23 protein-coding genes and 4 pseudogenes are annotated in these 26,853 nt (G+C 38.6%); 8 read left to right on the top strand and 19 right to left on the bottom strand.

What is annotated here, in order from left to right; all coding sequences use genetic code 11:
• Positions 1-55: 55 nt before the first annotated feature.
• From NSQ44_RS07610 to NSQ44_RS07600, 3 genes and pseudogenes are all read right to left on the bottom strand, one after another.
• Positions 56-502, bottom strand: a complete 447-nt coding sequence (locus NSQ44_RS07610; protein ID WP_340856356.1) for a transposase — start codon at positions 500-502, stop codon at positions 56-58.
• Positions 435-869, bottom strand: a complete 435-nt coding sequence (locus NSQ44_RS07605) for a 4-hydroxyphenylacetate 3-hydroxylase N-terminal domain-containing protein (protein WP_340856354.1) — start codon at positions 867-869, stop codon at positions 435-437. The genes NSQ44_RS07610 and NSQ44_RS07605 overlap by 68 nt, the downstream gene beginning before the upstream one ends.
• Before the next feature lie 670 nt (positions 870-1,539).
• Positions 1,540-3,656, bottom strand: a pseudogene (locus tag NSQ44_RS07600) (thioredoxin domain-containing protein).
• A 186-nt stretch (positions 3,657-3,842) separates the two neighbouring features.
• Here NSQ44_RS07600 and NSQ44_RS07595 point away from each other — a divergent pair.
• Positions 3,843-4,046 (top strand): hypothetical protein, encoded by a 204-nt coding sequence (locus NSQ44_RS07595; protein ID WP_340856351.1) that lies wholly within the window; start codon positions 3,843-3,845, stop codon positions 4,044-4,046.
• Between the two features lie 190 nt (positions 4,047-4,236).
• On the opposite strand, the pseudogene NSQ44_RS07590 reads toward NSQ44_RS07595, so the two are convergent.
• Positions 4,237-4,782, bottom strand: a pseudogene (locus NSQ44_RS07590) (IS3 family transposase); the annotation flags it as partial.
• Positions 4,724-5,113, bottom strand: coding sequence for a cupredoxin domain-containing protein (locus tag NSQ44_RS07585; protein WP_340856348.1), 390 nt, complete (start codon positions 5,111-5,113; stop codon positions 4,724-4,726). The gene NSQ44_RS07585 and the pseudogene NSQ44_RS07590, both read right to left, overlap by 59 nt.
• Before the next feature lie 146 nt (positions 5,114-5,259).
• On the opposite strand from NSQ44_RS07585, the pseudogene NSQ44_RS07580 reads away from it, so the two are divergent.
• Positions 5,260-6,370 (top strand): annotated as a pseudogene (locus NSQ44_RS07580) (IS4 family transposase).
• Between the two features lie 459 nt (positions 6,371-6,829).
• Here NSQ44_RS07580 and lgt read toward each other — a convergent pair.
• The 3 genes from lgt to asnB all read right to left on the bottom strand — a co-directional run bounded on the left by lgt (position 6,830) and on the right by asnB (position 10,336).
• The gene (gene lgt / locus NSQ44_RS07570; protein WP_340856345.1) at positions 6,830-7,636 is read right to left on the bottom strand and encodes a prolipoprotein diacylglyceryl transferase; all 807 of its coding nucleotides are present in this window, start codon (positions 7,634-7,636) and stop codon (positions 6,830-6,832) included.
• Positions 7,615-7,785, bottom strand: coding sequence for an Lmo0850 family protein (locus NSQ44_RS07565; protein ID WP_340856343.1), 171 nt, complete (start codon positions 7,783-7,785; stop codon positions 7,615-7,617). Before NSQ44_RS07565 ends, lgt begins: the two co-directional genes overlap by 22 nt.
• A 661-nt stretch (positions 7,786-8,446) precedes the next feature.
• Positions 8,447-10,336 (bottom strand): asparagine synthase (glutamine-hydrolyzing), encoded by a 1,890-nt coding sequence (asnB, locus tag NSQ44_RS07560; protein ID WP_340856342.1) that lies wholly within the window; start codon positions 10,334-10,336, stop codon positions 8,447-8,449.
• A 207-nt stretch (positions 10,337-10,543) separates the two neighbouring features.
• On the opposite strand from asnB, the gene NSQ44_RS07555 reads away from it, so the two are divergent.
• Both NSQ44_RS07555 and NSQ44_RS07550 read left to right on the top strand, forming a co-directional pair.
• On the top strand, positions 10,544-11,728 hold the full coding sequence (locus tag NSQ44_RS07555; RefSeq protein WP_340856339.1) for an IS701 family transposase: 1,185 nt from the start codon (positions 10,544-10,546) through the stop codon (positions 11,726-11,728).
• 297 nt (positions 11,729-12,025) lie between these two features.
• Complete coding sequence (locus NSQ44_RS07550; RefSeq protein WP_340856337.1) at positions 12,026-12,250, top strand: hypothetical protein; 225 nt, start codon at positions 12,026-12,028, stop codon at positions 12,248-12,250.
• 57 nt (positions 12,251-12,307) lie between these two features.
• Here NSQ44_RS07550 and NSQ44_RS07545 read toward each other — a convergent pair whose 3' ends face one another.
• The 5 genes from NSQ44_RS07545 to NSQ44_RS07525 all read right to left on the bottom strand — a co-directional run bounded on the left by NSQ44_RS07545 (position 12,308) and on the right by NSQ44_RS07525 (position 17,011).
• Entirely contained in the window at positions 12,308-13,528 is a 1,221-nt protein-coding gene (locus NSQ44_RS07545) for an IS110 family transposase (RefSeq protein ID WP_044899176.1), read from the bottom strand.
• A gap of 501 nt (positions 13,529-14,029) precedes the next feature.
• Positions 14,030-14,287 (bottom strand): DUF5348 domain-containing protein, encoded by a 258-nt coding sequence (locus NSQ44_RS07540; RefSeq protein ID WP_041846797.1) that lies wholly within the window; start codon positions 14,285-14,287, stop codon positions 14,030-14,032.
• On the bottom strand, positions 14,284-15,084 hold the full coding sequence (locus NSQ44_RS07535) for an ExeA family protein (RefSeq protein ID WP_044898957.1): 801 nt from the start codon (positions 15,082-15,084) through the stop codon (positions 14,284-14,286). Before NSQ44_RS07535 ends, NSQ44_RS07540 begins: the two co-directional genes overlap by 4 nt.
• On the bottom strand, positions 15,077-16,345 hold the full coding sequence (locus NSQ44_RS07530; RefSeq protein WP_044898958.1) for an IS481 family transposase: 1,269 nt from the start codon (positions 16,343-16,345) through the stop codon (positions 15,077-15,079). Before NSQ44_RS07530 ends, NSQ44_RS07535 begins: the two co-directional genes overlap by 8 nt.
• Before the next feature lie 135 nt (positions 16,346-16,480).
• Positions 16,481-17,011, bottom strand: coding sequence for a DUF6431 domain-containing protein (locus NSQ44_RS07525; RefSeq protein WP_094244283.1), 531 nt, complete (start codon positions 17,009-17,011; stop codon positions 16,481-16,483).
• 154 nt (positions 17,012-17,165) lie between these two features.
• On the opposite strand from NSQ44_RS07525, the pseudogene NSQ44_RS07520 reads away from it, so the two are divergent.
• The 3 genes and pseudogenes from NSQ44_RS07520 to NSQ44_RS07510 form a co-directional block, all read left to right on the top strand.
• Positions 17,166-17,769 (top strand): annotated as a pseudogene (locus tag NSQ44_RS07520) (C39 family peptidase); the annotation flags it as partial.
• Between the two features lie 174 nt (positions 17,770-17,943).
• Complete coding sequence (locus NSQ44_RS07515) at positions 17,944-19,527, top strand: multicopper oxidase family protein (RefSeq protein ID WP_340856334.1); 1,584 nt, start codon at positions 17,944-17,946, stop codon at positions 19,525-19,527.
• A 143-nt stretch (positions 19,528-19,670) separates the two neighbouring features.
• Positions 19,671-20,018, top strand: coding sequence for a four-helix bundle copper-binding protein (locus tag NSQ44_RS07510; RefSeq protein ID WP_082816570.1), 348 nt, complete (start codon positions 19,671-19,673; stop codon positions 20,016-20,018).
• A gap of 57 nt (positions 20,019-20,075) precedes the next feature.
• Here NSQ44_RS07510 and copZ read toward each other — a convergent pair whose 3' ends face one another.
• Genes copZ through NSQ44_RS07495 form a run of 3 tightly spaced genes read right to left on the bottom strand, consistent with a single transcriptional unit; the run spans position 20,076 to position 23,026 of the window.
• The gene (gene copZ, locus NSQ44_RS07505) at positions 20,076-20,279 is read right to left on the bottom strand and encodes a copper chaperone CopZ (protein WP_042535809.1); all 204 of its coding nucleotides are present in this window, start codon (positions 20,277-20,279) and stop codon (positions 20,076-20,078) included.
• A 21-nt stretch (positions 20,280-20,300) separates the two neighbouring features.
• Positions 20,301-22,697: a heavy metal translocating P-type ATPase gene (locus NSQ44_RS07500; RefSeq protein WP_340856327.1), complete on the bottom strand. Its 2,397-nt coding sequence runs from the start codon at positions 22,695-22,697 to the stop codon at positions 20,301-20,303.
• A 17-nt stretch (positions 22,698-22,714) separates the two neighbouring features.
• Positions 22,715-23,026 (bottom strand): metal-sensing transcriptional repressor, encoded by a 312-nt coding sequence (locus NSQ44_RS07495; protein WP_043968499.1) that lies wholly within the window; start codon positions 23,024-23,026, stop codon positions 22,715-22,717.
• A gap of 187 nt (positions 23,027-23,213) precedes the next feature.
• Between NSQ44_RS07495 and NSQ44_RS07490 the strand changes: the two genes are divergently transcribed.
• Positions 23,214-23,921, top strand: coding sequence for a cytochrome c biogenesis protein CcdA (locus NSQ44_RS07490; protein WP_340856322.1), 708 nt, complete (start codon positions 23,214-23,216; stop codon positions 23,919-23,921).
• A gap of 423 nt (positions 23,922-24,344) precedes the next feature.
• Here NSQ44_RS07490 and NSQ44_RS07485 read toward each other — a convergent pair whose 3' ends face one another.
• The 3 genes from NSQ44_RS07485 to NSQ44_RS07475 form a co-directional block, all read right to left on the bottom strand.
• A complete protein-coding gene (locus tag NSQ44_RS07485) occupies positions 24,345-25,583 on the bottom strand; it encodes a redoxin domain-containing protein (protein ID WP_445659497.1) in 1,239 nt (412 codons plus the stop codon).
• A gap of 173 nt (positions 25,584-25,756) precedes the next feature.
• Positions 25,757-25,957 (bottom strand): SHOCT domain-containing protein, encoded by a 201-nt coding sequence (locus tag NSQ44_RS07480; protein ID WP_340856319.1) that lies wholly within the window; start codon positions 25,955-25,957, stop codon positions 25,757-25,759.
• A gap of 24 nt (positions 25,958-25,981) precedes the next feature.
• Positions 25,982-26,710: an urease accessory protein UreH domain-containing protein gene (locus NSQ44_RS07475; RefSeq protein WP_340856318.1), complete on the bottom strand. Its 729-nt coding sequence runs from the start codon at positions 26,708-26,710 to the stop codon at positions 25,982-25,984.
• Positions 26,711-26,853: the final 143 nt, after the last annotated feature.

The raw sequence follows: 26,853 nt of genomic DNA, 5'->3' as shown, positions 1-26,853 counted from the left end.
GTCAATTGTGGTGGTGTAAATATTTCCAATACTCTCCCTTTGGAAGGAATGTAGGTTAACCTACATTCCTTCTGATAAGTTGACGCCACAAGATCTTTTTTCGTAATCGCTCAAAGCTTTTGTTGCCATAAGACATTCGTTTGATTACTTTGGTTGTATTATTTACACCTTCAATATATCCGTTGTTAAATGGATACATGAAGGATTGTAAAATCTCTTGTTTCCACCTATTAAATGTTTGTACAACTTTTTTAAATGCTTCGTTTCCAGATTCCTCAACTCTCGTCATCCACGCTTCTAGACCTGTTTTGCAATTTTCCATTGTACTTGTTTTAAACCAGACATCCAGTTCATTCTTTAACTCATAGGCTTCTCTCAAGTCCGAATGGAATGCCAAGAGTTCTTCTACTTGCTCTTTCTCTTTTGGATTGAGCTTAAATGGGGATCGTATGGTTAATAAACGGAACTTCTTTTGTTGTTTTTTTGTACCAATTTCGAGCATTGTCCTCAAAACCTTCGTAATAATCCGCAAACGCTTTCAAATGTGCTGTGAAAGAAGCTTTATAATCAGGGGTGCGCCCCATAAAGCCATAGCTCAGCTTGGCCCATTGTGCAATCGCATCTCTTGCTTCTAAAAGATCTTGAGCATTTTTTGGTTCTTTAAAAAATTTGTGAGTTTGATAGCCTTCTTCAGTAGTCGTCGTTAAAATTTTTCCCATCTGTTCATCATGAAGAGCATCATACATTCTTGCTATGGAGCGAGCAGAGTTTTCGTAGGCAGAATGTGTTGTAACATCATCAATCTTTTCTCCATTTAAATAAACAACCCTGTTATCTCTTAAACTTTCTAAATATTCCTTACCATTCATCATCTTTTATCACCTTCCTAAATGAAAATATAATGAACTGGTATTTCCTCTACGGTTCTATCATATAATTGATTTGAATTTTCAGACAATGACAGCGTTTGTTTAAAAATCATTGAAAACTAAACAATTGTTGTTGAAAATACACAAAAAAGACTGCCTCATTGCCAAACACCAGCATTGCGTCAAAATGGCAACAAGCTGGCGATTTGAGCGTGAGACAGTCTTCTCAAATAATATTCATACATATCTTGGCTTCGATCGCTTCCGGTGAATAGTCTCCAGGCGTCTTTTAATATAATGCTCATACATATCCCTGTCTAATGTACTGAAATGTTGTAATCACATTTCCCGCTGATCTTTCAATGACCTAGCAATGTGAACTTTCTTAATCCCTTGTGCTATCTGGGCATTGCTCTTTATTCCAACATGTTTGCGGCACCGCCGATAAGATCAGCGTTTCTTCTGCGCTGTCAGAAGCCGAATCGTCAGCAATCGGATCAAGTCACCGATCAGAAAGTGCTCTTTAAACTGCAAACGAACGACTCCCCGTTTTCAGGATTGTCCTTTCACATAAAAACCCCAGTCCGAGGCAGACTTTTTCAAAGCATCGTATTAAATGCATCGTTTTTTACTGTCTGCCTGTCGGGGATAATAGTATCGTACATCTTCATTATAAGTTCAATGTATTTATAACTTCCTTTACATCTGTTGTCGGCTGTTGGCAGGCAAAGTTTTCACATATATAAATAGTCGTTTCATTATTGATCATGCGATAATTTTTCGCAAATTCCGCAATTTGTGCAAATTGATTTGGATCTTCAGCAACTAACACTGAAAGTTCCATTGTATACGCCTGTTGAATACGATTCAATAATCTTTTCCTATTGCTGCAATCTTTCGGACCAATAATGACAACCTCTTTTTGCGGCAGCTGTTCCATCAAAAGGCTTTGCAAGAAAAACGTATGACCGCTTGGGTATTGCTCCACTTCTTCTTTAAAAATAGAATACATTTGCTGAACGCTTTCGTGTAAATCCAAATTGCCGGTCAGCCTGCTCAATTTCAAAAGCGCGAAGGCCGCAACGCTGTTTCCTGAAGGGAGCGCACCATCATAAATTTCCTTCTCCTTGACAAGCATTGCTTCACTGTCATGACCTGTGAAGAAAAATCCGCCATTTTCTTGATCCCAAAAAAGATCAATCATTTTGTCAGCAAGTTGTTTACCTTTATGCAAATAAGTTAAATCAAATGTCGCTTCATACATTTCGATATAGGCCCAAAGAAGGTATGCATAATCATCAATGAATGCCTGTTGTTTTACTTCGCCATCGCGATAGCGCACCATAACTCTTCCGTCTACAATTAAATGATTTTCAATAAAATCCAGCGCCTTTTTTGCCATTTCGATATATGCTTCCTGATCAAAAACAGCTCCTGCTTTTGCTAGTGCAGCAATCATGAGAGCATTCCACGCGGTCAGCACTTTATCATCAACATGTGGAAACGGTCTTTCAATTCGTTTTTCAAAAAGCTTTTGTCTCGCCTGCTCCAATTGCTCTTTCAGCTCTTCCAGCCCCATTTGATAGGTAATTGCCGCTTTTTCTTCATTCGTATGAATAAGATTCGGGATATTTTTTCCTTCAAAGTTCCCTTCTTCAGTTATATCGTACATATGACAAAACTGTTCGCCTAATTCCTGCCCGAGAATCTCTACCACTTCCTGTTTTGTCCATACGTAAAATTTCCCTTCCTCCCCCTCAGAATCTGCATCAATGGCAGAATAAAAAGACCCTGATTCATTCCGCATATCCCGTCGGACAAATTCAATGATTTGTTCTGCAATTGTTTTAAATTGAGGGTTTTGGGTCACTTGATAGGCCTCGGAGAATGTATAAAGCAAAAGGGCATTATCGTACAGCATTTTTTCAAAATGTGGAACGAGCCACATGGCATCTGTCGAATATCTGGCAAATCCGAAGCCGATATGATCCCAAATCCCTCCCTTTGCCATTTGCACAAGCGTTTTATTCACAAAATAAAGAGCATTTTCATGTTTAGTCCATTCGTAATATTTCATTAAAAACATGAGCATATGAGGAATGGGGAACTTCGGTGCCTGACCAAACCCTCCATAAATTGTGTCAAAATTGCTTGAAAGCTGATGAAACGTTTCATGAAGAACGCTTTGCTTCAGCTCACCTTTCTTATTTCGACTGGCATTTTTATTTAAAACTTCCGTTATGCGTGCTGCTGTCTTTTCAATTTTTTCATGCTCTTTTTGATAAATTTCCGAAAGCTGCTGCAACACATCGATAAATCCCGGACGGCCAAAACGGCTTTGCTTAGGAAAATAAGTGCCTGCATAAAAAGGTTTTTGATCCGGTGTGATAAATACATTGAGCGGCCATCCGCCTTGCCCCGTAAGAATCTGGCATACCCTCATATATATGGAATCAATATCTGGACGCTCCTCACGATCTACTTTTATGGCGACAAACCGTTCATTTAATATCTTTGCAACTTCTTCATCTTCAAAGCTTTCATGAGCCATGACATGACACCAGTGACATGTAGATATAAGCATCCTCACTTTCATCTTCATCTATTGACCCCGAAGGGTCAGGAATAGCCAATAGACACGAACACTGGCTTACCTTCCCTTTTGGCTCTTTGGAAAGCTTCAGGTCCCCACGGAAACCAATTAACTGGATTATGCGCATGTTGTAAAAGGTAAGGTGATTTTTCATGAATTAATCGATTCGTGTATTTTTTTTCATGTACTGACATCTCTCAACACTTCCTTTTGAATTTTTTTCATTATTTCATTATTGGTTCAAACTAAAAGGAATATTACCATACTTACTTCTAAATTTCACCTGAGAATATTCTGAAAATAATAACTTTTAATCAAGAACTTAGAATATCAAAAAAGCGCTGGTATCATCTTTGAAATTATTCAGAGGTGATACAAAGATGATTAATTTAACCAAAAAGCAAGAAAAGACTATAACATCAAAGTCTGGATACAAAATAAAAATCATTTCTAATAAACCAACTTTAAGTTCTATTAAAAATTTTTCTCTGGCTTTAAGTGCCTATTTAGAAAAGGAAAGTGATAAAAACCATGTGTGGAGAAAAAATTATTACTCAGCTTTCGCAGTCCAAAATCTTGTTTAAATGCTTGATGTAAATGGTTTTGGGAAGTACAAAATGATATTAGGTCAATAAAGTAGACACAAAAATTTATAGATTTTTTTTCGCAGCTACCGCGCTATCGCTTGGTGGCCTTTTAAAAGTAATTACGACGTTGTCCTAATTATTTTTAAAAGGTAAATTTTCGGGGCTAACTATTCTATTAATATGTTCATTAAGCTCCCTTTTTATAGTACATACGTTCGTATTCAGATGGTGAAAAATACTCTGTCGCGGAGTGAATACGTTTATTATTGTAAAATATTTCTATATACTCAAATATGCTCTTTTTTGCTTCCTCCCTTGTTTTATAACGAGTCTGATAGATTAGTTCTTTTTTTATTATCCCATGAAATGATTCAATACAAGCGTTGTCATAACAATTTCCTTTGCGGCTCATGCTACATTTCATTCCGTATTCCATTAGCTTAGCTTGATAGTCATTTGAAGCATATTGACTCCCTCGATCAGAATGATGGAGGATAGAACCCTGTGGTTGTTGACGCTGATAGGCTTGCTTTAATGCACTTAACACTAGCTCCTTTTTCATGGAACAGTCTATATGCCAGCCGACTATTTTCCTTGAATACAAATCCATTATACTAGCTAGATAAAGCCAACCTTCATCCGTTGGAATGTAGGTGATATCAGCTACCCATACTTCATTTGGTTTCGTAACAGTAAAATGTTGGTTTAAGACATTTTCGTGGACCGGATGGTTTATAATTATCCCCTTCTTGAAGGATGGCATTAATGTTTAATTCTTTTGATACCACTTGGCGTAAGCAACCTGCGTTCGGATCTGTTTTAAAGTTAATTTTTGTCGGGACTCCTGCTCTTACTTCTATATTTTGAGGTTCGTATCCAGTAGGATTGACTTCAATCGTAGCAATCTGAAAACCTTCATTTCCTTCCGAAGTCGTTTGAACCTCCGTTGTTGAAGGTTGAGATTGATTAGAGAAGGCATTTCCTTGGTTTTGGACAAATAGCAATACACCAACCACCAGAATTCCAGCAATGAGTGTTAAAGCACTTCCAATGAATCCTCCCATAACCGTTTATTAAAATGTAACTATTTACACTAGCGTTGCATTAATTTAATTCGAAAATTCCGAATTGAAAAAAGTCCATAAAAAAATCCTTTATAATGGATGGTACAGGTGGTCCCTGTCCAAATCCAATATAAAGGATGAAGCCTATGGACAAGGATACACTATTTTCTTCATTTGGTAAATGGGTCACTCCTCTCAATTCTGTTAAATTTACACAAAGAATTGAAGAGATGAAACAAGATAAATATACGAAAAAATTAACCACAAAAGCGTATTTACTTTTGTTTTTGCATGCTCAACTTCAACAACGAGAAGGACTGCGCGCCATCGCCGATGATGCGTTACTGGATGATTTTCAGCGAGAATTAGGATTGACATCTATTAGTGCTTCACAACTTTCTCGAAAACATCGCCAAGTAAAACCCGAATTGCTCGCAGAAATCTTTCTGGATTTAGTGAATCAAATCCGCCAGATGTCCACGAATTCCTCCAGTCAGGTGAGTGGCTTAAAAATCGTGGATTCTACGACCATTTCACTGAATCTGAAAAAATATCAATGGGCTACGTTTCGCAAAACGAAGTCGGGAATTAAGGTTCATTTACGACTGGTGTTTGTCAATGAAGATACGGTTTATCCGGAAAAAATGGTCATGACCCCAGCAGGGAACAATGATCGAACACAAATGGAACAACTGATCGACGAAACAGATGCCATGTACGTGTTTGATCGTGGTTATGTAGACTACGAAAAGTTCGATTATTCCTGTGATAAAGGCCTCTTTTTCGCCTCCCGTCTGAAAAAGAATGCCTATGTTCGATTTCTTGAATCGTTCTCTGTCCCATCCAATTCCTCTATTTTATCTGATTCGATGGTGGTCATTGGGACACCACAAAAACGAACGGAAAATGTCTTTCGATTAATCGAAACATTCGATTCGGACGGGAATCGAATTCGAATCATTACGAACCGATTCGACCTAAGATCCAGAAGAACTTGGTGATATCTATCGTTCTCGATGGGCCATTGAACTATTTTTTAAGTGGATTAAGCAACGTTTAACACTCAAACATCTTTATGGAACGAGTCCAGAAGCTGTAGAAAATCAGGTTTACTTAGCTCTGATTTCTTACTGTTTACTCATTCTTATTCAACTTGAAATGAAATCGAAACATTCTCTCACCCAGATTTATCGTTGGCTTTGCGTTTTTCTTTGGAAACCAAGTACCGTGTGGGTGGAACGAATTCAACGAGAATGAGTGAAAAAAGTCGGCGAAGCGCAGTAGCCATGTAACAATAAAACAAATACATTTATTACCAAATGGATAGTGATCACCTTTAGTTGGTTACTGCCTTGTTTTTCGTTTATTATAAAATATTTTATTCAGAAAATTCTGCATAAAATGTTTTTATTTTTTATGCAACGCTACTGAACTATTTATCATCATAAACAAAATTTTTGATGAAATTGTGAAGAGGACATAAAAATTTTGAGGTTAGTAAAAACACAGGAAGTAATTTCTTTATACTCCGCTGCTAAACCATAAATCTAAAAAATAGTAAATTAAAACATAATACACAGGACAAGGAAAAGTTTTTGTTCAGTTTATTTTGTTTAGATTAGCAAGAGGTTTTTCGCTACAAATTTTTATTAATGAGGTACAAAGGGTTAAAAGAGGCTATCGATCTTTTTTCGATAGCCTAAAAAACAGTTTAATCTAATCTTTATACCTAGCCGTCAAATCTTTTCTAGTTCGTCTGTATAATATAAGAACTGTGCTTGTAATCACTAAAACAACAGATAAAACTTGAGCCATTCTTAAATTATCCGTTAGCATTAAACTATCTGTTCTCATTCCTTCAATAAAGAATCTACCAATCGAATACCATATAACATAAGTCAAGAATACTTCTCCACGTTTTAAGTTTAAACGTTGGAATATCAATAAAATCAGAAACCCTATAAAGTTCCATAGAGACTCATACAAAAATGTTGGATGATAATAACTTCCTTCAATGTACATTTGATTAATGATAAAATCAGGAAGCTGAAGGCTTTCTAAAAACTCTCTTGATACAGGTCCCCCATGTGCTTCCTGATTCATGAAGTTTCCCCAACGTCCAATCGCTTGCCCGAGTATAATGCTTGGTGCTGCGATATCTGCCAATTTCCAAAAGCTCAAATTCTTTTTCTTCGCAAAAACAACTGTTGTTACAATAGCACCTATTAAAGCCCCATGAATGGCAATTCCGCCTTTCCATATAGCTATAATCTCATCGGGGTGTTGCGAATAATACGACCAATTAAAGATGACATAATAAATTCTGGCACATATCAAAGCTATAGGGACAGCCCATAATACAAGATCGGTAAATACTTCTTTTTGTAATCCCCTTTTTACTGCTTCATTAGTAGCAATATATAATCCTAATAAGAGTCCTGTACCAATAATAATTCCGTACCAATGAATACTTAAAGGTCCTAATTCCAGCGCAATTGGATTTAAAGGTTTAATGGTTTCCATTTGCTAAAGTCTCCTTTCTGACCTTTTTTCCATGAATTTTCTTCTAATATAGCAGCTAATATAGCTAGTCTTGATTTCGTTATTTCTGCTGGTATGCCCATCGTTCTAAGACGATTTACGATTTGAAGAACTCGCTTTTCCTTATTCATTTTATTCTAACCTCATTTGGCAGTTTAAAGTTATTTACCGATATCTTGAGTTTAGCAGCTAAATGATTTCATTCTTGTACTTCTTCTGTTAGTGAAGACGTTTCAAAAGTAAAGTTCTTGATTTGATTTATATTCTCTTTAATGCTTGTGATTGAAACAAATATTGTCCGTGTTTAACGCCACCTCTTGCAAATAGACCCTCATTTCATTTGTAACTTTTACAATTTGTTAAAATACAGAAGTAGTTTCTGCAATTAGATGGATGCCGATTGCGACTTCTTTCTGTCCTTCCACAATAGAATTAACTGTTTGACTAACATCATAGATGATTTCATTAAAAATTACAGAATCCGTACTCCTGACTCTTGCCGTTTCAATTTTTGGTTCTTACAGTTTTCATATCCTCTCCTAAATCAATTATTCTAACAACTAGATAAATGTATCTTAATAAATAAATTTGTAGAAAATATGTAGAAAAAGTAACAAAATAATAAAAATAACTCATATTTTATACTCAATCGGCTCATCTTCATGTTAAGAAACGGTAATACTAATCATACTAATTATGGTAACAATTCCAAAAAATAGAAAAGCACACAAAACTAAATTTTTAGAAGCTTGGGTGCAAATAAGAAAGGCAGACAATCGCAAATCAGTCAAATTAGATTGATAGCGACTGCTTATCTACATTTGTAAAATCGTATTTCTTTTCCATGTATACTTGATGCCAAATCATAAAAACAAGGACGGTCCAGATTTTCCGGCTATGGTCTGCTTTATTTCTGCAATGTTCGTCTAGTAAACGATACAATACATCTTTATTAAATAAATGATCGGTTTCGCTTTCTTTTATCATATTTTTCGCCCAGTCGTGCATTTCATTTTTTAACCAATGACGAATTGGCACCGGAAATCCTAGTTTTTTGCGATTTAAAACATGATCTGGAACAATTCCTTCTGCTGCTTTTCGTAAAATATATTTCGTCGTGCTGTTTGCCGTTTTCATTTCTGGAACGATTTTTGCCGCTACTTCAAATACCTTTTTATCTAAAAATGGAACCCGCAACTCTAATGAATGGGCCATCGTCATTTTGTCCGCTTTTAATAAAATATCGCCTCGCAGCCATGTATGAATGTCAATATATTGCATCCGGTTTACAGGAGGATAATGAGTTGTTTCTCTATAAAAAGGAGCTGTAATATTTGTATGTTCTAATTCCCTCTTATATCCTTTTAGCAGCTCTTGTTTTTCTGTCTCGCTATACATTTTCGCATTGCCGATATATCGTTCTTCCATTGGTGTCGTACCGCGCTCAATAAAGCTTTTTCCTTTTATTCCTTCCGGGAGTAGTCCTGCAATCACTCTCAAAGCTGATTTAACCGCACTTGGCATTCGTTCAAAAAGTTCCAATGACTGCGGCTCACGATAAATATTATAACCCCCAAACAGCTCGTCTGCTCCTTCACCGGAAAGAACGACCGTTACATGCTTTCTTGCTTCCCGGGCAACAAAATAAAGCGGCACTGCAGCAGGATCGGCAAGTGGATCATCCATATGCCACATAATTTTCGGCAATTCCTCCATATATTCCTCTGGTGAAATGACATAGCTAATATTCTCAACGCCCAGCTTCTCCGCTGTTTCCTTTGCCACATCAATTTCACTAAAGCCTTCCCGCTCAAAACCGACAGAAAACGTCTTGAGATGAGGATTGAATTGTTTCGCAATTGCTGCAATGAAGGATGAATCAATTCCTCCTGATAAAAACGAACCTACCGGCACATCGCTGCGCATATGCACTTGCACGGAATCGAACAGCGCGTTGCGAATTTCTTTGACAAGTTCATCTTCTGATTTGATGATAGGTTGGAATTTGGCTTTCCAGTAGCGATGAATGGTTAATTTTTCACCGATTTTTTTCTTTATATAGTGACCCGGCTCCAACTTTCGAATGCCAACAGACATCGTCATTGGCTCAGGTACATATTGAAATGTCAAATAATGCTGCAGTGAATCATAATCTAGTAAATCATTTTCAAGCGCGAGCAAAATACTTTTCTTTTCGGAAGCAAAAAACGTACGGTCTCCCTGTTCCATGTAGAAAAATGGTTTTATGCCAAACGGGTCACGTGCCGCAAAAATGGTTTTCTCTTGTTTGTCCCAGATGACGAAAGCAAACATACCCCGAAGCTTTTCTACAGCTTTTTCTTTTTCCGCACTATAAAGAGCAATAATGACTTCGGTATCGGAATGAGTAGTAAATTTATATCCCTTTGCAAGCAATTCTTCTCGCAATTCCACATAGTTGTAGATTTCCCCATTAAATATGATCCAATATCGCTCATTTTCATAGGACAATGGCTGATGCCCTGCCTCAAGATCAATAATACTCAAGCGTCGAAATCCAAAATTCACGTATTCATCAAAAAAATAACCATCATCGTCAGGACCGCGATGAGTAATGATATTATTCATTTCTTGAAACGTTTCTTTCCATTTTTCATCAATGATTCTTGGATGATCATGAATGCAACCAATAAAACCGCACATTATGTTGTTATTCCTCCACTTTATCAAATTTAATTTTATAAATTGTATCAAGGTTTGAGCTAGCAAAATATTATATTTTAAAACTGTACTTGAGCAAATTTACTAACATAAATTTACAAATAAACATAAAAAGGGACATGAACCGATTTCTTGGTTAGAATAGATGTGCTACCAAACTACCCAAACAAGGAGGTTCATGTCTCTCGTATGGATAGATTAGCACATCATCAAGAAATCTACAATACATTATCTTCTCTCGGATTAAAACTTTATTATTCCAAGTCTGTGATGAACCATCTCGTCCACATCATAGATGGAATGCTCACAAAAGGATGTTCTGGTACTCTGACGGATCTCCATCAGTTGAGTTACCATCCGAAACACCGAACGACGTTGAGTCATTTTTTGCACAAAGGCGTTTGGGACGAAAACCGACTTCTTCAAGCCGCACAACAATCCGTTTGTAAGCAGATTCATCGATTAGCGAAACAAACGAATGAGCCGGTTTTCCTGATGATTGATGATACGATTTGCCAAAAGACAAAGCCCTCGTTACAGGCTAAGTCTCCTATTGAAGGGTGTGATCATCATTTTTCACACACCGAAGGCAAATTCGTATGGGGGCATCAAGTAGTCTGGATGATGATTCGTTGTGCTCATCGTGCGTTCCCTTATGCCTTTGCACGTTACGATAAGACATCAGGAATTAGTAAAATCGCTCTCGCACGCCAAATGATCCAATCGCTCCATGGGTGGAACCATCGTGTCTATGTTCTGTTTGATTCTTGGTATACATCGAAATCGCTCATTGAAACGTGCCTAACGAAAGGATGGTATGTCATCGCAGCATTGAAAACCAACCGCATCCTGTATCCACAAGGAATTCGTCAATCCGCCAAAGAATTTGCCCGTTACATCGATGTTTCCGATACCCACCTCGTGACCGTGGGAGGGGAAACGTATCGAGTGTATCGCTACGAAGGGGCATTGAACGACATTCCAAATGCGGTGGTATTGTTTTGTTGGAAAACCGATCAACCGATGACGAGCGAGCATTTGCGTTGTTTTTTGAGTACAGACACGGAACTGAGCGATCAGGCTATTCTTGAATACTATGCTAAACGCTGGTCGATCGAAAGCTACTTTCGGCAAACGAAAGAAACATTAGGTTTCGATCGATATCGAATCCGACATGAGCGAGCCATTAAACGATATTGGGTCATCGTACAATTTACGTATATCTATTGCATGACAGAACATTCAAGTGATTTTTCAACCGGTCTTGCGAGTGTGAGATCGAGAAAAATTCACAATCTCATTGAGTTTATTTATTACGAAGCCCAACGAGGAGTGCCACTAGATTCCATTAAAAAACAGTTACGAGTGGCATAAGGGTATCTTTGTTTGCTTTTTAAAGATGGTAATAAATGTAATGAAATTTACTCATCTACAGTTAAAACTTAATAAACTATAGGTTCCTGTAAATGAACTTTTAATATAAATTATTCCTCCTGAAAATCTGTTGCGATATTCTCATTCCTCTAACATATTAAAACAATAAAATATGGAGAAATTATGGATTTTTAGAGATTGTTACAATAATTACATGATAAGAATCATCTCCATTGTTTCTGCAAATTTAGTTGATAATATAAAAACAGCAAGTTTAACAAAGGAGTTGCAACTATCATGTTAGGGATTATACTTTTTTTAGCCTTTATGATTGTTTCACTTTCTATTTTTCTTTTACGAAAGCCAACCAATGAGAAGTTATATAAACTAGCACTAGGATCCTATATCGCTTTTTTCTTATTGTTTTTAACTCTATTTGTCTATCCTGAAAACAAAATTTGGCAAAAAACAACCCCCACCTATCCTGAAAACAAAATTTGGCAAAAAACAACCCCCACCTAGCCTTTGGAATATAATTTCCAAAGGAAGGTATTAAAGTTTATATATGGTTTAATTCCCTTATGCACCCACTTTTTCTAACTTCACTTCGTACCCTAACCCCTCTAATTTCTTCACCGTTTGACGCACGATCTTTGCTTCCCGTTGACGATCCCAATAGTCTGCCCCTAATTCTTTATACGGTTCCTTCCGAGTTAACAGGTAATAGATGATTTCTAATATCGTTCGTCCAACTGCCATACTCGCTCGATTCGCCCCTCTTCTTGCGGCTATGCGGTGATATTTCGCGGATAAATACGTATCCTTCTTTCTCGCGGCGGCACGGGCACATTCTACTAAACACGCTCTCAGCTTCTTGTTCCCTTTCCTCGTTCGGCTTGATAACCGTTTCCCCGCACTCTCGTAGTTTCCTGGTGCCATGCCTGCCCACGATGCCAGATGGCTCGCTGATGCAAAGCGACTCATATCGGTTCCGATTTCCGCCAAAATTTGTTCCGCACTTTTCCGCCCGACTCCCGGAATCGTATCTAAGAGCTCCAGCGCTTCTTCAAAAGGGCGCGTTCTCTCCTCGATCTCCTGATCTAATCGCGCAATCGCTTCATCTAGGTATTCCACATGCCGCCATTGTTCGGCTAACATCATCCGTTGATGAGGGCCGATTACCCCGTGTAATGCGCGCTGGAGTTCTTCCACTTTTTGTTTCAATTTCCCTTTTGCGAGCTGAGCGATGACCATCGGATCGTTTTTCCCTTCGATCAACGCACGAATCATTTTTCGTGCCGATGCCCCATTGATATCGGAAACAACGGACGACAACTTGATGTTCGCTCCTTCCAATACTTTTTGAATCCGATTCAATTCCCGCGCTCTTTCTTCGATCAAACTGCGACGATATCGAACGAGTTCTCGCAGTTCTCGTTGGGCTCGGTCCGGAATATAACTTCCTTTCAACAATCCATGGCGAAGCAAGTTGGCGATCCACTCGGCATCCTTCATATCCGTCTTCCGTCCAGGAACTGCTTTAATATGCCGGGCATTGACGACAAGCGTTTCGATTTGTTCGAGTTCGAGCAAATTGTACAACGGTTTCCAGTACACGCTTGTCGATTCCATCGCCACGTGCGTCACCCCTTTTTCTTTCAACCAGTTCACAAACTCCAGCAATTCATCGGTCATGGTACCGAATGTTCGTATTTCTTTTCCTTCAGGGGTGATGGTACAAGCGGTAATGGATTTTTTATGCACGTCTACTCCACAACAACGTTCATATAATACCTTCATCGCTTTCCCTCCCTGCTTCATTTCATCTTCAGCTGGTGCAGTAGCCTATGACGAAGCATTCTATCCTGCGTGCTTCCCAACTCGGGAGCGACATTCCGTGGTGCACCAGGCTACTGGGGTCCGTCTATCTTTCGGACTCTTGCGTACCATAGATGCATCGACCTCATGACCCCAGCTGCAAGGAGTTATTTCGACAATATTCGTTTTCATCCTTCCGATGGTGCCGAATTTTTTTCGGCATGGGGGTCTATTATGTAAATTCTGAAAACATGGTCGATGCTATAAAAAATCTAGTACAGAAAACATCATATAAAAATAAAGTTGAAGAGAGAAATCCGTCATCTAGACATTCATGTAAACGAGCACACTATTTCAGCTCATCAATTTCAAATTAATCCGGCTTATCATCTGAAATAATGTGCTTATTTTTCCACTTTATTTCAGAATGTGCAAAAATCAGTTCAAAATATTTCAGTGAATTTTAGAGAAAAGAAAACCCCTCTAAAAAGGGGCATCTAAACGTATATAATCCTGAATGTTAATTCGAACTTTATATATCTCATTAGGATGAAGGATAAACTTCACATCTTGATCTAAAGTAATAAACCAATCCAAATCTTTTTCCAAGAATGCTTTAAAATATCTATTTTGGATTCGCAGTTCAAAATGATATCCCTGCGCAATCCAATAAGCCTGTTGCCCAATCCAAACTCTCCATTCCAACTCATCATGGTTATAAACTAGAATCCCTCGCTTCATAACCCACTATCCTCTATGGCCAATCGGACGACTTCCTCATCGATTTGTTCTTTCTTTAATTGAAAACCAAATAACAAGCTGTTAATCGTTAATGTATTAATGACTCTGGGCCAACCTTGAGAACGTAATGCAATAGCTTCCAATGCTGATTCAGTAAATATCGGCATTTTCGCCCCTGCTATTTTTAGGTGGTGATTGATATATAAAATAATCTCCTCTTTCGGCAAAGGCTGGATTTCATACTTCAGAATGAGACGTTGAGCTAGCGGCCGGTGATGATTCATTGTTAGTCGAGTCTTAAGATGTGTCAATCCTGCCAAAATCAAGATAAACGGATTGGTCGAATCCATTTGAAAATTAAACAATAAGGCGATATCCTGCAAAAATGCATCCTTTGCCATATGCATTTCATCTAGAATAAATACAGGCGTCATTTTTCTCTCTCCAGCCATTCGTTCAATTCCTTGCTGAATCTGCCGAAAAAGGTCTACTTTACGAAACTTTGGCTCCTCCCCTAAACCATAGGCTAATCCACGATAGAAATCCATGACACCGCCTGTAGATAGCGGAAAATAAATGACATGATATAATGACGGATTCAACGTTTCCTTAAATGCTCTTAACGTAAATGTCTTGCCGACACCTGGATCACCAGTAAGAAGACCCATTCCTTTTGATTTCTGTAAATACGTTAAAGCATTTAATGCCCCTTTATAATCAGTCGATAAAAAAGCATCTTGTGGTCGCAAATCCTTTGAAAATGGTTCCCGAGCTAAGGAGTAGAAGGATTTATACACGATTGTTCTCCTCCTTCCTCTCTTCTTCAGCCAGTTGGGTAACAGAAAAAGGAGACCGAACTCGTTTAACATGGGCGTTATCTGTCATGGATACCGGTTTGGCTTCAGCCACTTTCTTGTCATCTTTAAAGATATAAACCCCGGTATCGTCAATTCTTACATCCACTGAATAGCCAATAAAATCTGCCGGGACCTCATAGAGCTGCTTGTTTAAACTGATCGTTCCATCCGCCTTCACTTTCCGTTGTTCTCTCTTCATAAAGATGGAATCGAGAATGGATGTGTCTTCTAAAAACGTGATACTCTCTAATTGAGAATGAAATACTTCATGTGGGGTTTTTCCATCTAATGATGCATGCTCCCTTCGATGATAGTCCTCCTCTAACCATCTCCAGAATCGTTCATTTAATTCTTCTAAGGACTCCACGGGTTCTGCTTTTAACAGCGGATAAAAACGTGTTTGAACCGTTTTAAAAAACCGTTCAATTTTGCCCTTACTTTGAGGGTCATAAGGCTGTGTGTGCGTGAGTGTAATCCCGAGTTGGGCACATGCATACTGCAGAGTTTCAGACCGATAGATTTTTCCGTTATCCGCATAAATGATGGCCGGTTTTCCTCTTCGAATAAGAGCTTCTTTTGTAACAATTCGTAAACCATCGAAGCCTTCTGATGTGAAAAATTGTGCGAATGGAACCAGCCTCGAACAATCATCAATATAAGCAATTAAAAAGGTCTTTTTTACTTTTCCTTTTATTTTGATATAGGGCCCATGAGATAAATCAGCTTGCCATAATATATTCACTTTTTCGTGGGCAAACCGTTTTCTTTCAGGAATTGCACTTAAAATTTTTCCTGAAAGGTTGTGTTTTTTTAATAAACGGTTTATAGTAGAGTATGAGATTTGGTTTCGGTTAATTTCTCCTTGCCGGATGAGTTGTTCATAAAAAACACTCACTGGCATATGGAGAAATTTTTTTCTTATGTCTAAAATATGGTCCTGGTCATCTGGGGATAATCTCCTCGAATTACCTCGATCTGCACGCTTCTTTGGCTTTAAAGCATCAAATCCATTTCGACGATAATTGAGAAGCCACTCTTTTACTGTTTTCACAGCTATTTTCCGTTCTCCATAATAGGGGATAGAGTGGACTTTTCCCTCTAATTCCTCAAAGTATTGCTTGGAATCAACCTGACCATTTAACAAAGGGGCGATGATTCCGTAACGAAATAAAGCTACTTGTTCTCTTTCTTTTTCAGTCATTGATTTATCCTCCTTTTTTTACTAAGAAGGACGACCGGTCATCCATAATCTCATTCTACCTTTTTCTCCATTTTTTGAACACGCAAAAGGTATGTGGGACTAAAAATATTTTTTATCCCCAAAAATATGGCAGAATTAATTTGCCATAAAGTAAGAGGAAAAATGACCCCACGACCTTCGTAAGAAGAGGGATTCTCCAAAATCGCGAATCATTTTCATATATTTTATGGCCTCTTTTTTCATATCTTTGGACAAACCCATTTCCTCCCCTAAATCCACAAAAAAGCTATGAATCCATCTTAATTTTTTTTGATACCGCCTCCAGTAAAAAGCAAGTAACTGTCGGCTTCCTTTAGACTTTTTCTTCTCTAAAAACTGTTCAATTCTCTTTAATATGATTTCTAGACTATGTTGAAAATAAGGGATTAGGAAGTCTGGAATAATAGAAAAAGTTTTTTTACAAGACAAGCAAATAATCCTACAAATAGGAATTTTAACTTCTTTTTCCTCCGCTATTGTATTTCTCCAATAATAGCCATGCCTATGTAGATTGCCCGAAGCCACACAGTTACAATTTGGACACTTGTCAAAAGTTGGAAATTTATTCTTTTTTCCATTTATGGCATATTCCTCAAGACTGATGCCAAAATCATGTAAAATAATCATAAAAAATACTCCCCCGTTCCAATATGCCAAAAATTTAGCACATTTTATGGGTAGAGTATATATCTAAATCTGGAGGAATTTGAAAATTTCACTAAGATTTCGGACGATATATCATGGAAATTTACAACATTCAAAAGAACAAGTCCCGGTTAAATCAGCTCTCATTGATGCCCCCCTTCTCTCGCAACTTCCAGAACTACCAAGGGGGGTGCGAGGTAACAAGTCTGGCAATGCTTTTGAATCACGCGGGAATCAAAGTAGACAAGATGACACTAGCGAAGCAAATAAAGAAAAACCCAACTCCTTATCGAATACATAATGGAAAAGTATTTTATGGACATCCAAATGAAGGGTTTGTTGGTGACATGTATACAATAAAGAAACCGGGATATGGTGTCTATCATAAACCTATAAAAGAATTAGCCGAGATTTATTTACCAAACCAAATCGTTGATTTAACAGGACAATCATTTGAAGAAATATATAAGTATTTGTCTGAAGGTACCCCAGTTTGGGTTATTACCAACACAACCTTTCGTGTACTTCCTCCGTCTGAATTTATTGAATGGCAGACCCCGCAAGGCCCTATAAAAATAACATACCGGGAGCATTCCGTGTTAATCACCGGATATGATGAGAAATATATTTATTTTAATGACCCATTGACAGGTACGAAAAATAAAAAAGCACCTAAGTCTGAATTTATTCAAGCTTGGATACAAATGGGCAAACAAGCTATTACCTATAACCACAATTAACCGGTTATAGGTAGTGGCTTATCTTTTTTATGTCAAACAATAATTTAATCTTCGAACTTCTTCGTTTGAAAAAAATTTTAATATAATAATTTTTTCTCCACAAATTTTGCACATTTATTCTTTATGATGATATCAGTAATAATCCAAATTACATGTTTACGGAGGGATATATGCATGAAGAAATTATTGCTTGGAACCGTTTTAGCGGGAGTTGTTGCGATTGGTGCAGCTTGCTCAAATAATTCTTCGATGCAAGGACACGATATGTCAAACATGAATACGAAGGAGGAAAAAACATCCAAATCCTCTGAAGTAAGTGAGCAACTGCCTTTGGCAACAAACACAGAAGTCTTATCCGGTAAAGAGATTAATCTTACTGCTAAGGAAGCATTATTACAAATAAATGATCAAGTCAAACTTCCGGTCTACACGTACAATGGATCGGTACCCGGTGCGCAAATCCGCGTAAAGCAAGGGGATAATGTGAAAATTGTTTTAAAAAATGAATTGCCAGAACCGATCACGATTCACTGGCACGGCTACCCTGTTCCAAATAACCAAGATGGAGTACCGGGTGTCACGATGGACGCCATTAAACCGGGTGAAACGTTTACGTATGAATTTACAGCAACCGTGCCGGGAACGTATTGGTATCATTCCCATCAAAAAAGCGCCGAGCAAGTGGACAAGGGATTATACGGTACATTAATCGTAGAACCGAAAAATGAAGAAAAAGTCGATCGAGATTATACACTTGTGTTAGATGAATGGATGAGCAATCCGGATGAAGGAAATATGGATATGAGCGGCATGGATCATAGTAATATGAATAATGGAAATAGCTCTGATAATCAACAAATGGATATGAGCAGCATGGGCCATGATATGATGAATATGTACGATATTTTCACGATTAACGGGAAAAGCGGTTCCGCTGTCAAACCTTTAAAAGTGAAGAAAGGCGAAAAGGTGCGGCTTCGCCTTGTAAACGCAGGATACATGTCCCACAAACTTCACCTGCATGGTCATGAGTTTAAAATTGTCGCAACTGACGGGCAGCCGTTAAAAGATCCGCAACCAATCAAAGATGAACTTTTAAATATTGCTCCGGGTGAACGTTATGATATTGAATTTATCGCGAATAACCCGGGTGAATGGTTATTAGAATGTCATGGTGATATGGAAGGTGCCGATGGCATGAAAGTGAAAATTCAATACGAAGACCAGACAAACAATACGGACAAAGCGAACGCAAAAGAAAATCTCCCTGTTGTGGATATGACAAAATACGGAAAACATGAATTAGGTCAATTTACATTAGACCAAAAATATGATGTAGAGTACACAATGGATTTAGGAACAGCCATGGGCAAAGATGGCATGGTCTACACGATTAATGGGAAAACGTATCCTGAAACAGCACCCGTAAATGTGAAGAAAGGAGATCTAGTAAAAGTAAAATTGGTGAACAATTCACCAAAAGATTTACATCCTATGCATTTACACGGACACTTCTTCCAAGTATTAAGTAAAAATGGTAAACCGATTACAGGCGCCCCATTGATTAAGGATACCTTGAATTTAAAACCGGGTGAAGAATATGTAGTCGCATTTAAAGCAGATAATCCGGGAAATTGGATGTTCCATTGCCATGACTTGCACCATGCTTCAGCCGGAATGGTCACAGAAGTAAAATATACCGATTACAAATCGGACTATACCCCAGATCCGAATGACACAACGAATAAAGGTGAATAACAGCTTATCGTAGTAAATAAAAGAGGCTGAGTTCAAAAGGTTAACACCCTTTTGAGACAGCCTCTTTTGTTTTTATTTCCAGTTTATTATTTTTTAGTTAGAAAAAAATAAAAATGAATTTAAATCAAAAGGAGTGATTATATATGACAACGGTTATTGATTCATCATTTCAACAATTTCAAACGTGTATTGATGCTTGTAACAAATGTGTGCAAGCATGTGAAGAATGTCTGACTTCATGTTTAAAAGCAGCTGACGTACAGGCTAGAACACATTGTATCAACATTTTAAGGGATTGTGCAGATATTTGTGCCATGGCGGCTCAATGGATGTCTCGCGGAAGCATGTATGCGAAGGAGTTTTGCCAACTTTGCGCGACAATTTGCGATGCTTGTGCCGCTGAATGTGCAAAATTCCAAGATACACACTGTCAGGAATGTGCCAATTTATGCCGTCAGTGTGCTGAAGAATGCCGTAAAATGTCATCATAATACTATTTGAGGGTGTCTCAAAAGTGATCACTTTTGAGACACCCTCTCTCTTTCATGTTACTTCACATTATATCCTTGCTCTTCAATCGCTTCTTTCAGTTTTTCTACGCTTACTTTTGTTTCATCATAATCTACATCGACTGTACCTTCTTGCAAATGTACTTCGACGCGGCTGACGCCATCCAACGTTTGAAGTGCATTTGTCACCGCCGCTTTGCAATGTCCGCATGTCATTCCTTGTACTTGTAATGTAATCGTCATCATCCATTCCTCCTTAAATGTTTATATTTTCACGCGTTTCAAACGAAGCGCGTTTGTCACAACCGATACAGAGCTAAATGCCATCGCTGCCCCAGCGATCCATGGTTGTAATAACCCAGCTGCAGCGACTGGAATGCCAACGCTATTATAAAATAATGCCCAAAATAAGTTTTGCCGAATGTTTTTCATTGTTTTGCGGCTTAACTCAATCGCTTTCGGAATATGGGCTAAATCCCCACCGACCAAGGTAACATCGGCCGTTTCGATCGCGACATCCGCTCCTGTGCCAATCGCCATCCCAATATCCGCTTTCGCAAGAGCTGGAGCGTCATTAATTCCATCACCGACCATCGCGACTCGTTTCCCTTGTTTTTGCAATTCCTCGACGATTTTCGCTTTGTCTTCCGGCAGCACCTCTGCATAGACATGATCAATGTGCACTTGGTTTGCGATCGCTTCCGCTGTCCGTTTATTGTCTCCCGTTACCATGTACACTTCGATACCCATTTGTTTTAATGTTTGAATCGCTTCTTTGGAGCTTTCTTTTACTGTATCCGCGACAGCAATGATGCCGGCAAGCTGTCCATCGATCGCAATGAGCATGACTGTTTTTCCTTGTTTTTCAAGCTCTACCATTTTATCTTCATGCACAGAAATCTCTACAGAGCGCTCCTTCATCAATTTTCGCGTTCCAATAAGGATGCTTTTTCCGTCAATGACAGCTTCAATTCCGTGGCCGGTAATGGCAGAGAAATGCTCCAATGGCTTAATAGAAATTGCTTGTTTCTTCCCGTATTCAACAATCGCATGAGCCAACGGATGTTCCGAAGCGCTCTCGGCTGAAACGGCATAGTCAAGCATGTTTTCTTGGAATTGTAACACATCTGTCACTTCCGGTTTTCCTTTTGTCACTGTTCCTGTTTTATCCAGTAATACGGCATTGATTTTATGCGTTCCCTCTAGGTACTCACCTCCTTTAAAGAGAATTCCTTGTTCTGCCCCTTTGCCTGTACCGACCATAATCGATGTCGGCGTGGCAAGACCGAGCGCACAAGGACACGCAATGACAAGAACGGCGATGGCCACTTCAAGCGCTTTTGCCAAATCACCCGGCGCAACAAAGAAGTACCATATAATGAATGCAACGACAGCAATTCCGACAACAATCGGTACGAAAATGCCGGAAATGGTATCCGCCATCCGCTGAATCGGGGCTTTCGACCCTTGCGCCTCTTCTACGATTTTAATGATATTGGCAAGTGCGGTATCTTTCCCAACCTTTTCTGCCCGAATGGTGAGTACACCATTTTTATTAATGGTTGCTCCAATGACAGAATCGCCTTCCTTCTTATCAACCGGAATGGATTCACCGGTAATCATTGATTCATCCACGGAGGATACTCCGGCGATGACCGTTCCGTCTACCGGGATTTTTTCTCCTGGCTTGACGAGAATGGTATCACCAATCACTACTTCCTCGAGCGGAACTTTTATTTCTTCCCCATCGCGGATGACAGTAGCTTCTTTTGCCTGCAGGCTCAACAGTTTAGAGATGGCTTCTGTTGTTCTTCCTTTCGCTACTGATTCAAAGTATTTTCCGACAAGTACAAGCGTAATCAGCACAGCACTCGTTTCAAAATACAATCTTGGCATATATTCGGGATTTCCTAATGTTTTGAAAGCTTCGTACAAGCTGTAAAAGTAAGCTGCCGATGTTCCAAGCGCCACTAGTACATCCATGTTCGCACTCTTGTTTCGTAATGCCCGGTACGCCCCGACATAGAAGGGACCGCCGATGTAGAACTGAACGGGTGTAGCCAAAAGAAGCTGGAACCACGGATTCATCAACATGTGCGGCATCGGTAAGCCTATATCAAACGGCATATGAGCAATCATCGTATAAAGCAAAGGCAGTGATAAGATAATAGAAATGGCAAGCTGCCGTTGTTTTTGTTTAAGCAGCTCTTCTCTCCGGCCAGCATCGTCTTGTTCTTCGTTTCGTATCTGCCCCTTGTACCCAAGCTTTTTGATTTTCTCTAAAATATCTTCTACAGATGCAATGCCTTCATTGTATTCTACAACGGCACTGTTTGTCGCCAAGTTTACAGTAGCGCTCGTAACACCTTCCATACGATTTAACCCTTTTTCAATCCGTGTCGCACATGCCGCGCATGTCATCCCTTCAATATCTAGCGTCACTTTTTCTGTCGCGACACCATACCCCAAATTCTCAATTTTCGTTTCGATATCGGCGATCGCTTGCTTCGATGGATCATATTTAATCGTTGCTTTTTCCATTGCCAAATTGACATTGGCTTCTACTCCATCCATCTTATTTAATACTTTCTCAATCCGATTGGCACACGCGGCACATGTCATGCCGGTCACTCTAAGTGTGACATGCTTTTGTTCACTCATAATGCTTCCCACTCCTTTCACTTTGAGAACTGTTTAATGACATCCATTAATTCGCGAATGGATTCTTCTCCGCTTCCTTCGCGAATCGCTTTCGACACACAATGGCCAACATGACGTTCTAGCAAGTTCAATCCTACTTTATTTAACGCTGCCGTGATCGCTGAAATTTGCACTAAAATATCAATACAATAACGATTGTCCTCCACCATTTTTTGCACACCGCGCACTTGTCCTTCAATGCGCTTCAAGCGCTTGATAATGCTTTCGATTTCCTGTTCCGTTCGTGGAACCATTTTTTTATCCATATTATGATCTTCACAATGGTTCATAAAACATCACCTCTTCAATTACATTATACCGGTAATGGGTATAAAGCGCAACTAGGATATCTCACAAATCATGTTCGCCAACAATCCATAATAAACACTAAGTAGGAAAAATCCAATTTTCCACAAAAAATTCACAATTTTATTTTACAGTATCGTTATCAAGATTGAAGAGAGAGGATCGATCAATATGAACGATATCAATGTATTTCTAGCTTTCGGAGCGGGATTACTGTCTTTTATATCCCCTTGTTGTTTACCGCTATATCCAGCTTTTTTATCTTACATTACTGGGGTATCCGTTGATGAAATAAAGAAAGAAAATGGGATGCTTCAAAAACGCGCAATACTCCATACATTCTTTTTCTTGCTCGGTTTTTCCGTCATCTTCATCGCTATTGGTTTTGGGACTTCTGTAATAGGAAAATTATTCGTTAATTACCAAGATTTAATCAGACAAATTAGCGCCTTGTTCATTATCTTTTTTGGTCTCGTCATTTTAGGTGTATTTTCACCTTCCTTTATGATGAAAGATAAACGGTTAGTTTTCCGCAACAAGCCTTCCGGTTATTTTGGCTCTATTTTAATTGGAATAGGATTTGCAGCGGGCTGGACTCCCTGCACAGGTCCAATTCTTGTATCAGTGATCGCGTTAGCCGCTACCAAACCGAGTGCAGCCATGTTGTACATGTTCGCATATGTATTAGGGTTTGCCGTACCTTTTTTCATCATGTCATTTTTTATCAGCAAGTTGAATTGGATAAAAAGATACAACGCTGCCATCGTCAAAGTCGGAGGAGTTCTTATGATTATTATGGGAATTATGCTGTTCTTTGATTGGATGACAAAGATCATTATCTTTTTTACAGGTTTGTTTGGTGGGTTCACAGGTTTTTAACGTAATTTCCGAAAGAAGTCTCCCACCTCAAGGAACGTGAAGGGCACAGCCCAGTGAGTAGGCGGGAGATGAACTTCGGTTGGCGTCAGCCAAAACGCATGATAGAATAAATGTATATCATGTTCTTTGTGAACTGGATATTAGGGGGTTGCATGGAGAAAATCCAATGCGAAAACCAAGCAAAGCCTTCCATGCGTAAAATATCCAAGGCACGAAAGAACTCCGAATCATCGGATGCCTAGGGTTGGAACGACCCGAAGTAACGCTCAGGGAGACGAAATGTTGCTTTCGTCGTGGAGCTGAGAAGCTCCCACTTCAAGCGTTAGCTAAGTGGTGAGTAGTTCACTATACTCCCGAAATCCCCTTGAGTGAATAGTAACAATTTTTGTTATTATCCACTCAGGAGGGATCGTTATTTAATTTTTATTGAATATTCGAGATCATGCGATCCATCGTTTCATAAGACATAGGACCTATATACTTATCTCTAATAACCCCATTTTTATCGATGATATACGAAGTGGGGATCGTTATTGCACCGTATAGATTTCCAATTTCCCCTTGCTCATCAAGCACAACTTTAAATGTCACTCCCTTATTTTTCACAAAATCGTTCACCGCATCAGGACCTCGTTCGCTATTCGTTAAGTTGACTGCCAAAATTTCTACATTGTTATTTTTATTGTTTTCGTAGAACTTTTGCATTTCTGGCATTTCAGCTCTGCAAGGCGGACACCAAGTAGCCCAAAAATTCAATATCACCGTTTTTCCACGCAAATCAGACAATTTTATTTTATCCCCTGTAATTGAAAGTAATTCAAAATCCGGGGCAAATTCTCCTTTATTCGTTCCGATTTTTTCCGAATCCAATGAAGTAGACACGGCCGGCTTTGGTTTGATCTTTCCTGCTTCCTGTTGATTGTTAAAAATAGAAGCTACAGCAATACTTACCATCATCACACCTAAAGCGAGTTGATTGATTGCATTTCTCCGTCCTTTATTCCCTTCCTCAAGAACCGCTTCTCTTTCTCGCCTCTCTAACCAATATGAAATACATATAAAAACGATAACGAGAGAGCCATACAACCACACTTCTTTTGATATGATTCCTGTATTTACAAAATTTTTTTTATACAGGGCTAGTTCGAATTGGATGAGGTGGAACCATATAAGAAAGTGCAATAAAGTTTTTTGAATTTTGACTCGTGATGCTACTATAAAAAAACAAATCGCTACTATTGCTTGCAAAATGATGAAATAATTTTCTGAATTTTCCATTACCTGGATCCATGCAAAAGTACTAAAATAGCCAAAATATACTGGAACCATTGCCCGCGTATAAGAAGCCACAGGAATATTCTGCTTTTTCACGTATAACCAAGTATAGATGGTGATAAAAACAATCGCCATACTAATGCCAACATATCCCCCGTTAAAATAAAGGATTGTCATCGGATTTTGTAAAACTGAATTCGGATGTAAAACGACATAACTAAATTTCCAAATGAGTACACCGTTAATAAAACTGTTCAAAATTAAATCCATGATGTTTCGTTCTATTTTTAATATCTTAATGCCATAATAAAACATAACATAGCTAATCAGTAAGCCGCTTACGAGCAAAAGATTTTCGCCTTGAACTACAATATTGCCGAATTGCAATACGCATCCCTCCAAAATTTTATGTAGTTGGCTTATTATAAAAAAAATATGAATTTATTATGGAGATAAAAAGAAGTTGTTGACAATGCAATCAACAACTTCCTTCATCTATACGAAATGAAAAAAAAGGGGGGAGCAATAGTAAATCGCATCTCCTGTATACAATATAACGACTACAATTTTTTGGATAGCTGTTCAAATTCGTCTAAAGAAATCTCTCCTTTGGCTAATCGTACTTTCAAGATTTCCATCGGAGAAAGTTCTTCTTTACGATCATTGATAAAGCGATATAAGAGATAAAAACCAACGGTGATTAATACAACCCAAAATAACATGATCCCAACCATCATAAAAGAACCTCCAAACATTCCCATTGAGTTTTCCTCCTTTTCCTAACTTTAAAACCAATAAGTGATAGTGTCTAATATACCAAGTAAAACCATCACGATTCCGGCTGTTTTCTGAACAATCCCCCCTACTTGTCTTCCTTTTTTCATTACAGTGCCGCTAAATCCTAAGTACCAAAGGACAAAGATAAAGAAAATAACAGGTACAGAAGTTCCAACGGCAAAGATGCTCGGTAATAGTACCCCATAAGACGTTGAATAGACGAGAGGCATGAGAGTGACAAAAAACAGCACAAACATCGTTGGACAAAAAGCTAATGAAAAGCCAAATCCCATGAAAAACGAACCGATTTTTCCTTTTCGCCATCTCTCAGGCACTTTGAACAAGGTAACGTTCCAATACATTTTAAAAAGCCCTAACAAATATAAGCCTACAAGAATGAGAATGGGACCAATAAGCTTTCTTAACCACGGAAAATACAATGTTAGCGTACTTTGAATCTCTTTCCCCATCAGCCAAACGATGAAACCTAAACCGGAAAAAGCAATAATTTTACCAAAAATAAATAGGAACAACTCTTTCCACGCAATTCCTTTTTGCAAGGACTGATTACTGTATAAAGTGATCGCTCCAAAATTACTAGTGAGTTGACACGGAGCCATCGCTCCCACGATGCCAAGAAGAAAGGCTGACAAAATAGGAATCTCTGTCATGCTATTTGCCATATTAAGAAACGGTTGACTTAGAAAGTTACTTATTTGACTCAAGAACGAATACATCCTTCTTCTCACCTTCTTCTCTATCTGATGTCTATATTGTAGCAATGAATTTTGCAGAAATTGTGGAGTGGTATATTTTAATAGAGTAGGGTAACCTCTTTCAAGGCTACCCCCTCATCAAACCGTACGTGCCCTATTAAGGC

This window comes from Aeribacillus sp. FSL M8-0254 (assembly GCF_038008845.1).
Lineage (GTDB): Bacteria > Bacillota > Bacilli > Bacillales > Aeribacillaceae > Aeribacillus > Aeribacillus composti.
Note: the sequence above shows the minus strand (reverse complement) of the source record. Positions and strands in the feature narration are given on the sequence as shown.

Bases quoted from the DNA above. Each gene is read 5' to 3' on its own strand.
- NSQ44_RS07610 (WP_340856356.1), bottom strand. From the start codon at position 502: ATGCTCGAAATTGGTACAAAAAAACAACAAAAGAAGTTCCGTTTATTA.
- NSQ44_RS07605 (WP_340856354.1), bottom strand. From the start codon at position 869: ATGAATGGTAAGGAATATTTAGAAAGTTTAAGAGATAACAGGGTTGTT.
- NSQ44_RS07595 (WP_340856351.1), top strand. From the start codon at position 3,843: ATGATTAATTTAACCAAAAAGCAAGAAAAGACTATAACATCAAAGTCT.
- NSQ44_RS07585 (WP_340856348.1), bottom strand. From the start codon at position 5,113: ATGGGAGGATTCATTGGAAGTGCTTTAACACTCATTGCTGGAATTCTG.
- lgt (WP_340856345.1), bottom strand. From the start codon at position 7,636: ATGGAAACCATTAAACCTTTAAATCCAATTGCGCTGGAATTAGGACCT.
- NSQ44_RS07565 (WP_340856343.1), bottom strand. From the start codon at position 7,785: ATGAATAAGGAAAAGCGAGTTCTTCAAATCGTAAATCGTCTTAGAACG.
- asnB (WP_340856342.1), bottom strand. From the start codon at position 10,336: ATGTGCGGTTTTATTGGTTGCATTCATGATCATCCAAGAATCATTGAT.
- NSQ44_RS07555 (WP_340856339.1), top strand. From the start codon at position 10,544: ATGGATAGATTAGCACATCATCAAGAAATCTACAATACATTATCTTCT.
- NSQ44_RS07550 (WP_340856337.1), top strand. From the start codon at position 12,026: ATGTTAGGGATTATACTTTTTTTAGCCTTTATGATTGTTTCACTTTCT.
- NSQ44_RS07545 (WP_044899176.1), bottom strand. From the start codon at position 13,528: ATGAAGGTATTATATGAACGTTGTTGTGGAGTAGACGTGCATAAAAAA.
- NSQ44_RS07540 (WP_041846797.1), bottom strand. From the start codon at position 14,287: ATGAAGCGAGGGATTCTAGTTTATAACCATGATGAGTTGGAATGGAGA.
- NSQ44_RS07530 (WP_044898958.1), bottom strand. From the start codon at position 16,345: ATGACTGAAAAAGAAAGAGAACAAGTAGCTTTATTTCGTTACGGAATC.
- NSQ44_RS07525 (WP_094244283.1), bottom strand. From the start codon at position 17,011: ATGATTATTTTACATGATTTTGGCATCAGTCTTGAGGAATATGCCATA.
- NSQ44_RS07515 (WP_340856334.1), top strand. From the start codon at position 17,944: ATGAAGAAATTATTGCTTGGAACCGTTTTAGCGGGAGTTGTTGCGATT.
- NSQ44_RS07510 (WP_082816570.1), top strand. From the start codon at position 19,671: ATGACAACGGTTATTGATTCATCATTTCAACAATTTCAAACGTGTATT.
- copZ (WP_042535809.1), bottom strand. From the start codon at position 20,279: ATGACGATTACATTACAAGTACAAGGAATGACATGCGGACATTGCAAA.
- NSQ44_RS07500 (WP_340856327.1), bottom strand. From the start codon at position 22,697: ATGAGTGAACAAAAGCATGTCACACTTAGAGTGACCGGCATGACATGT.
- NSQ44_RS07495 (WP_043968499.1), bottom strand. From the start codon at position 23,026: ATGAACCATTGTGAAGATCATAATATGGATAAAAAAATGGTTCCACGA.
- NSQ44_RS07490 (WP_340856322.1), top strand. From the start codon at position 23,214: ATGAACGATATCAATGTATTTCTAGCTTTCGGAGCGGGATTACTGTCT.
- NSQ44_RS07480 (WP_340856319.1), bottom strand. From the start codon at position 25,957: ATGGGAATGTTTGGAGGTTCTTTTATGATGGTTGGGATCATGTTATTT.
- NSQ44_RS07475 (WP_340856318.1), bottom strand. From the start codon at position 26,710: ATGTATTCGTTCTTGAGTCAAATAAGTAACTTTCTAAGTCAACCGTTT.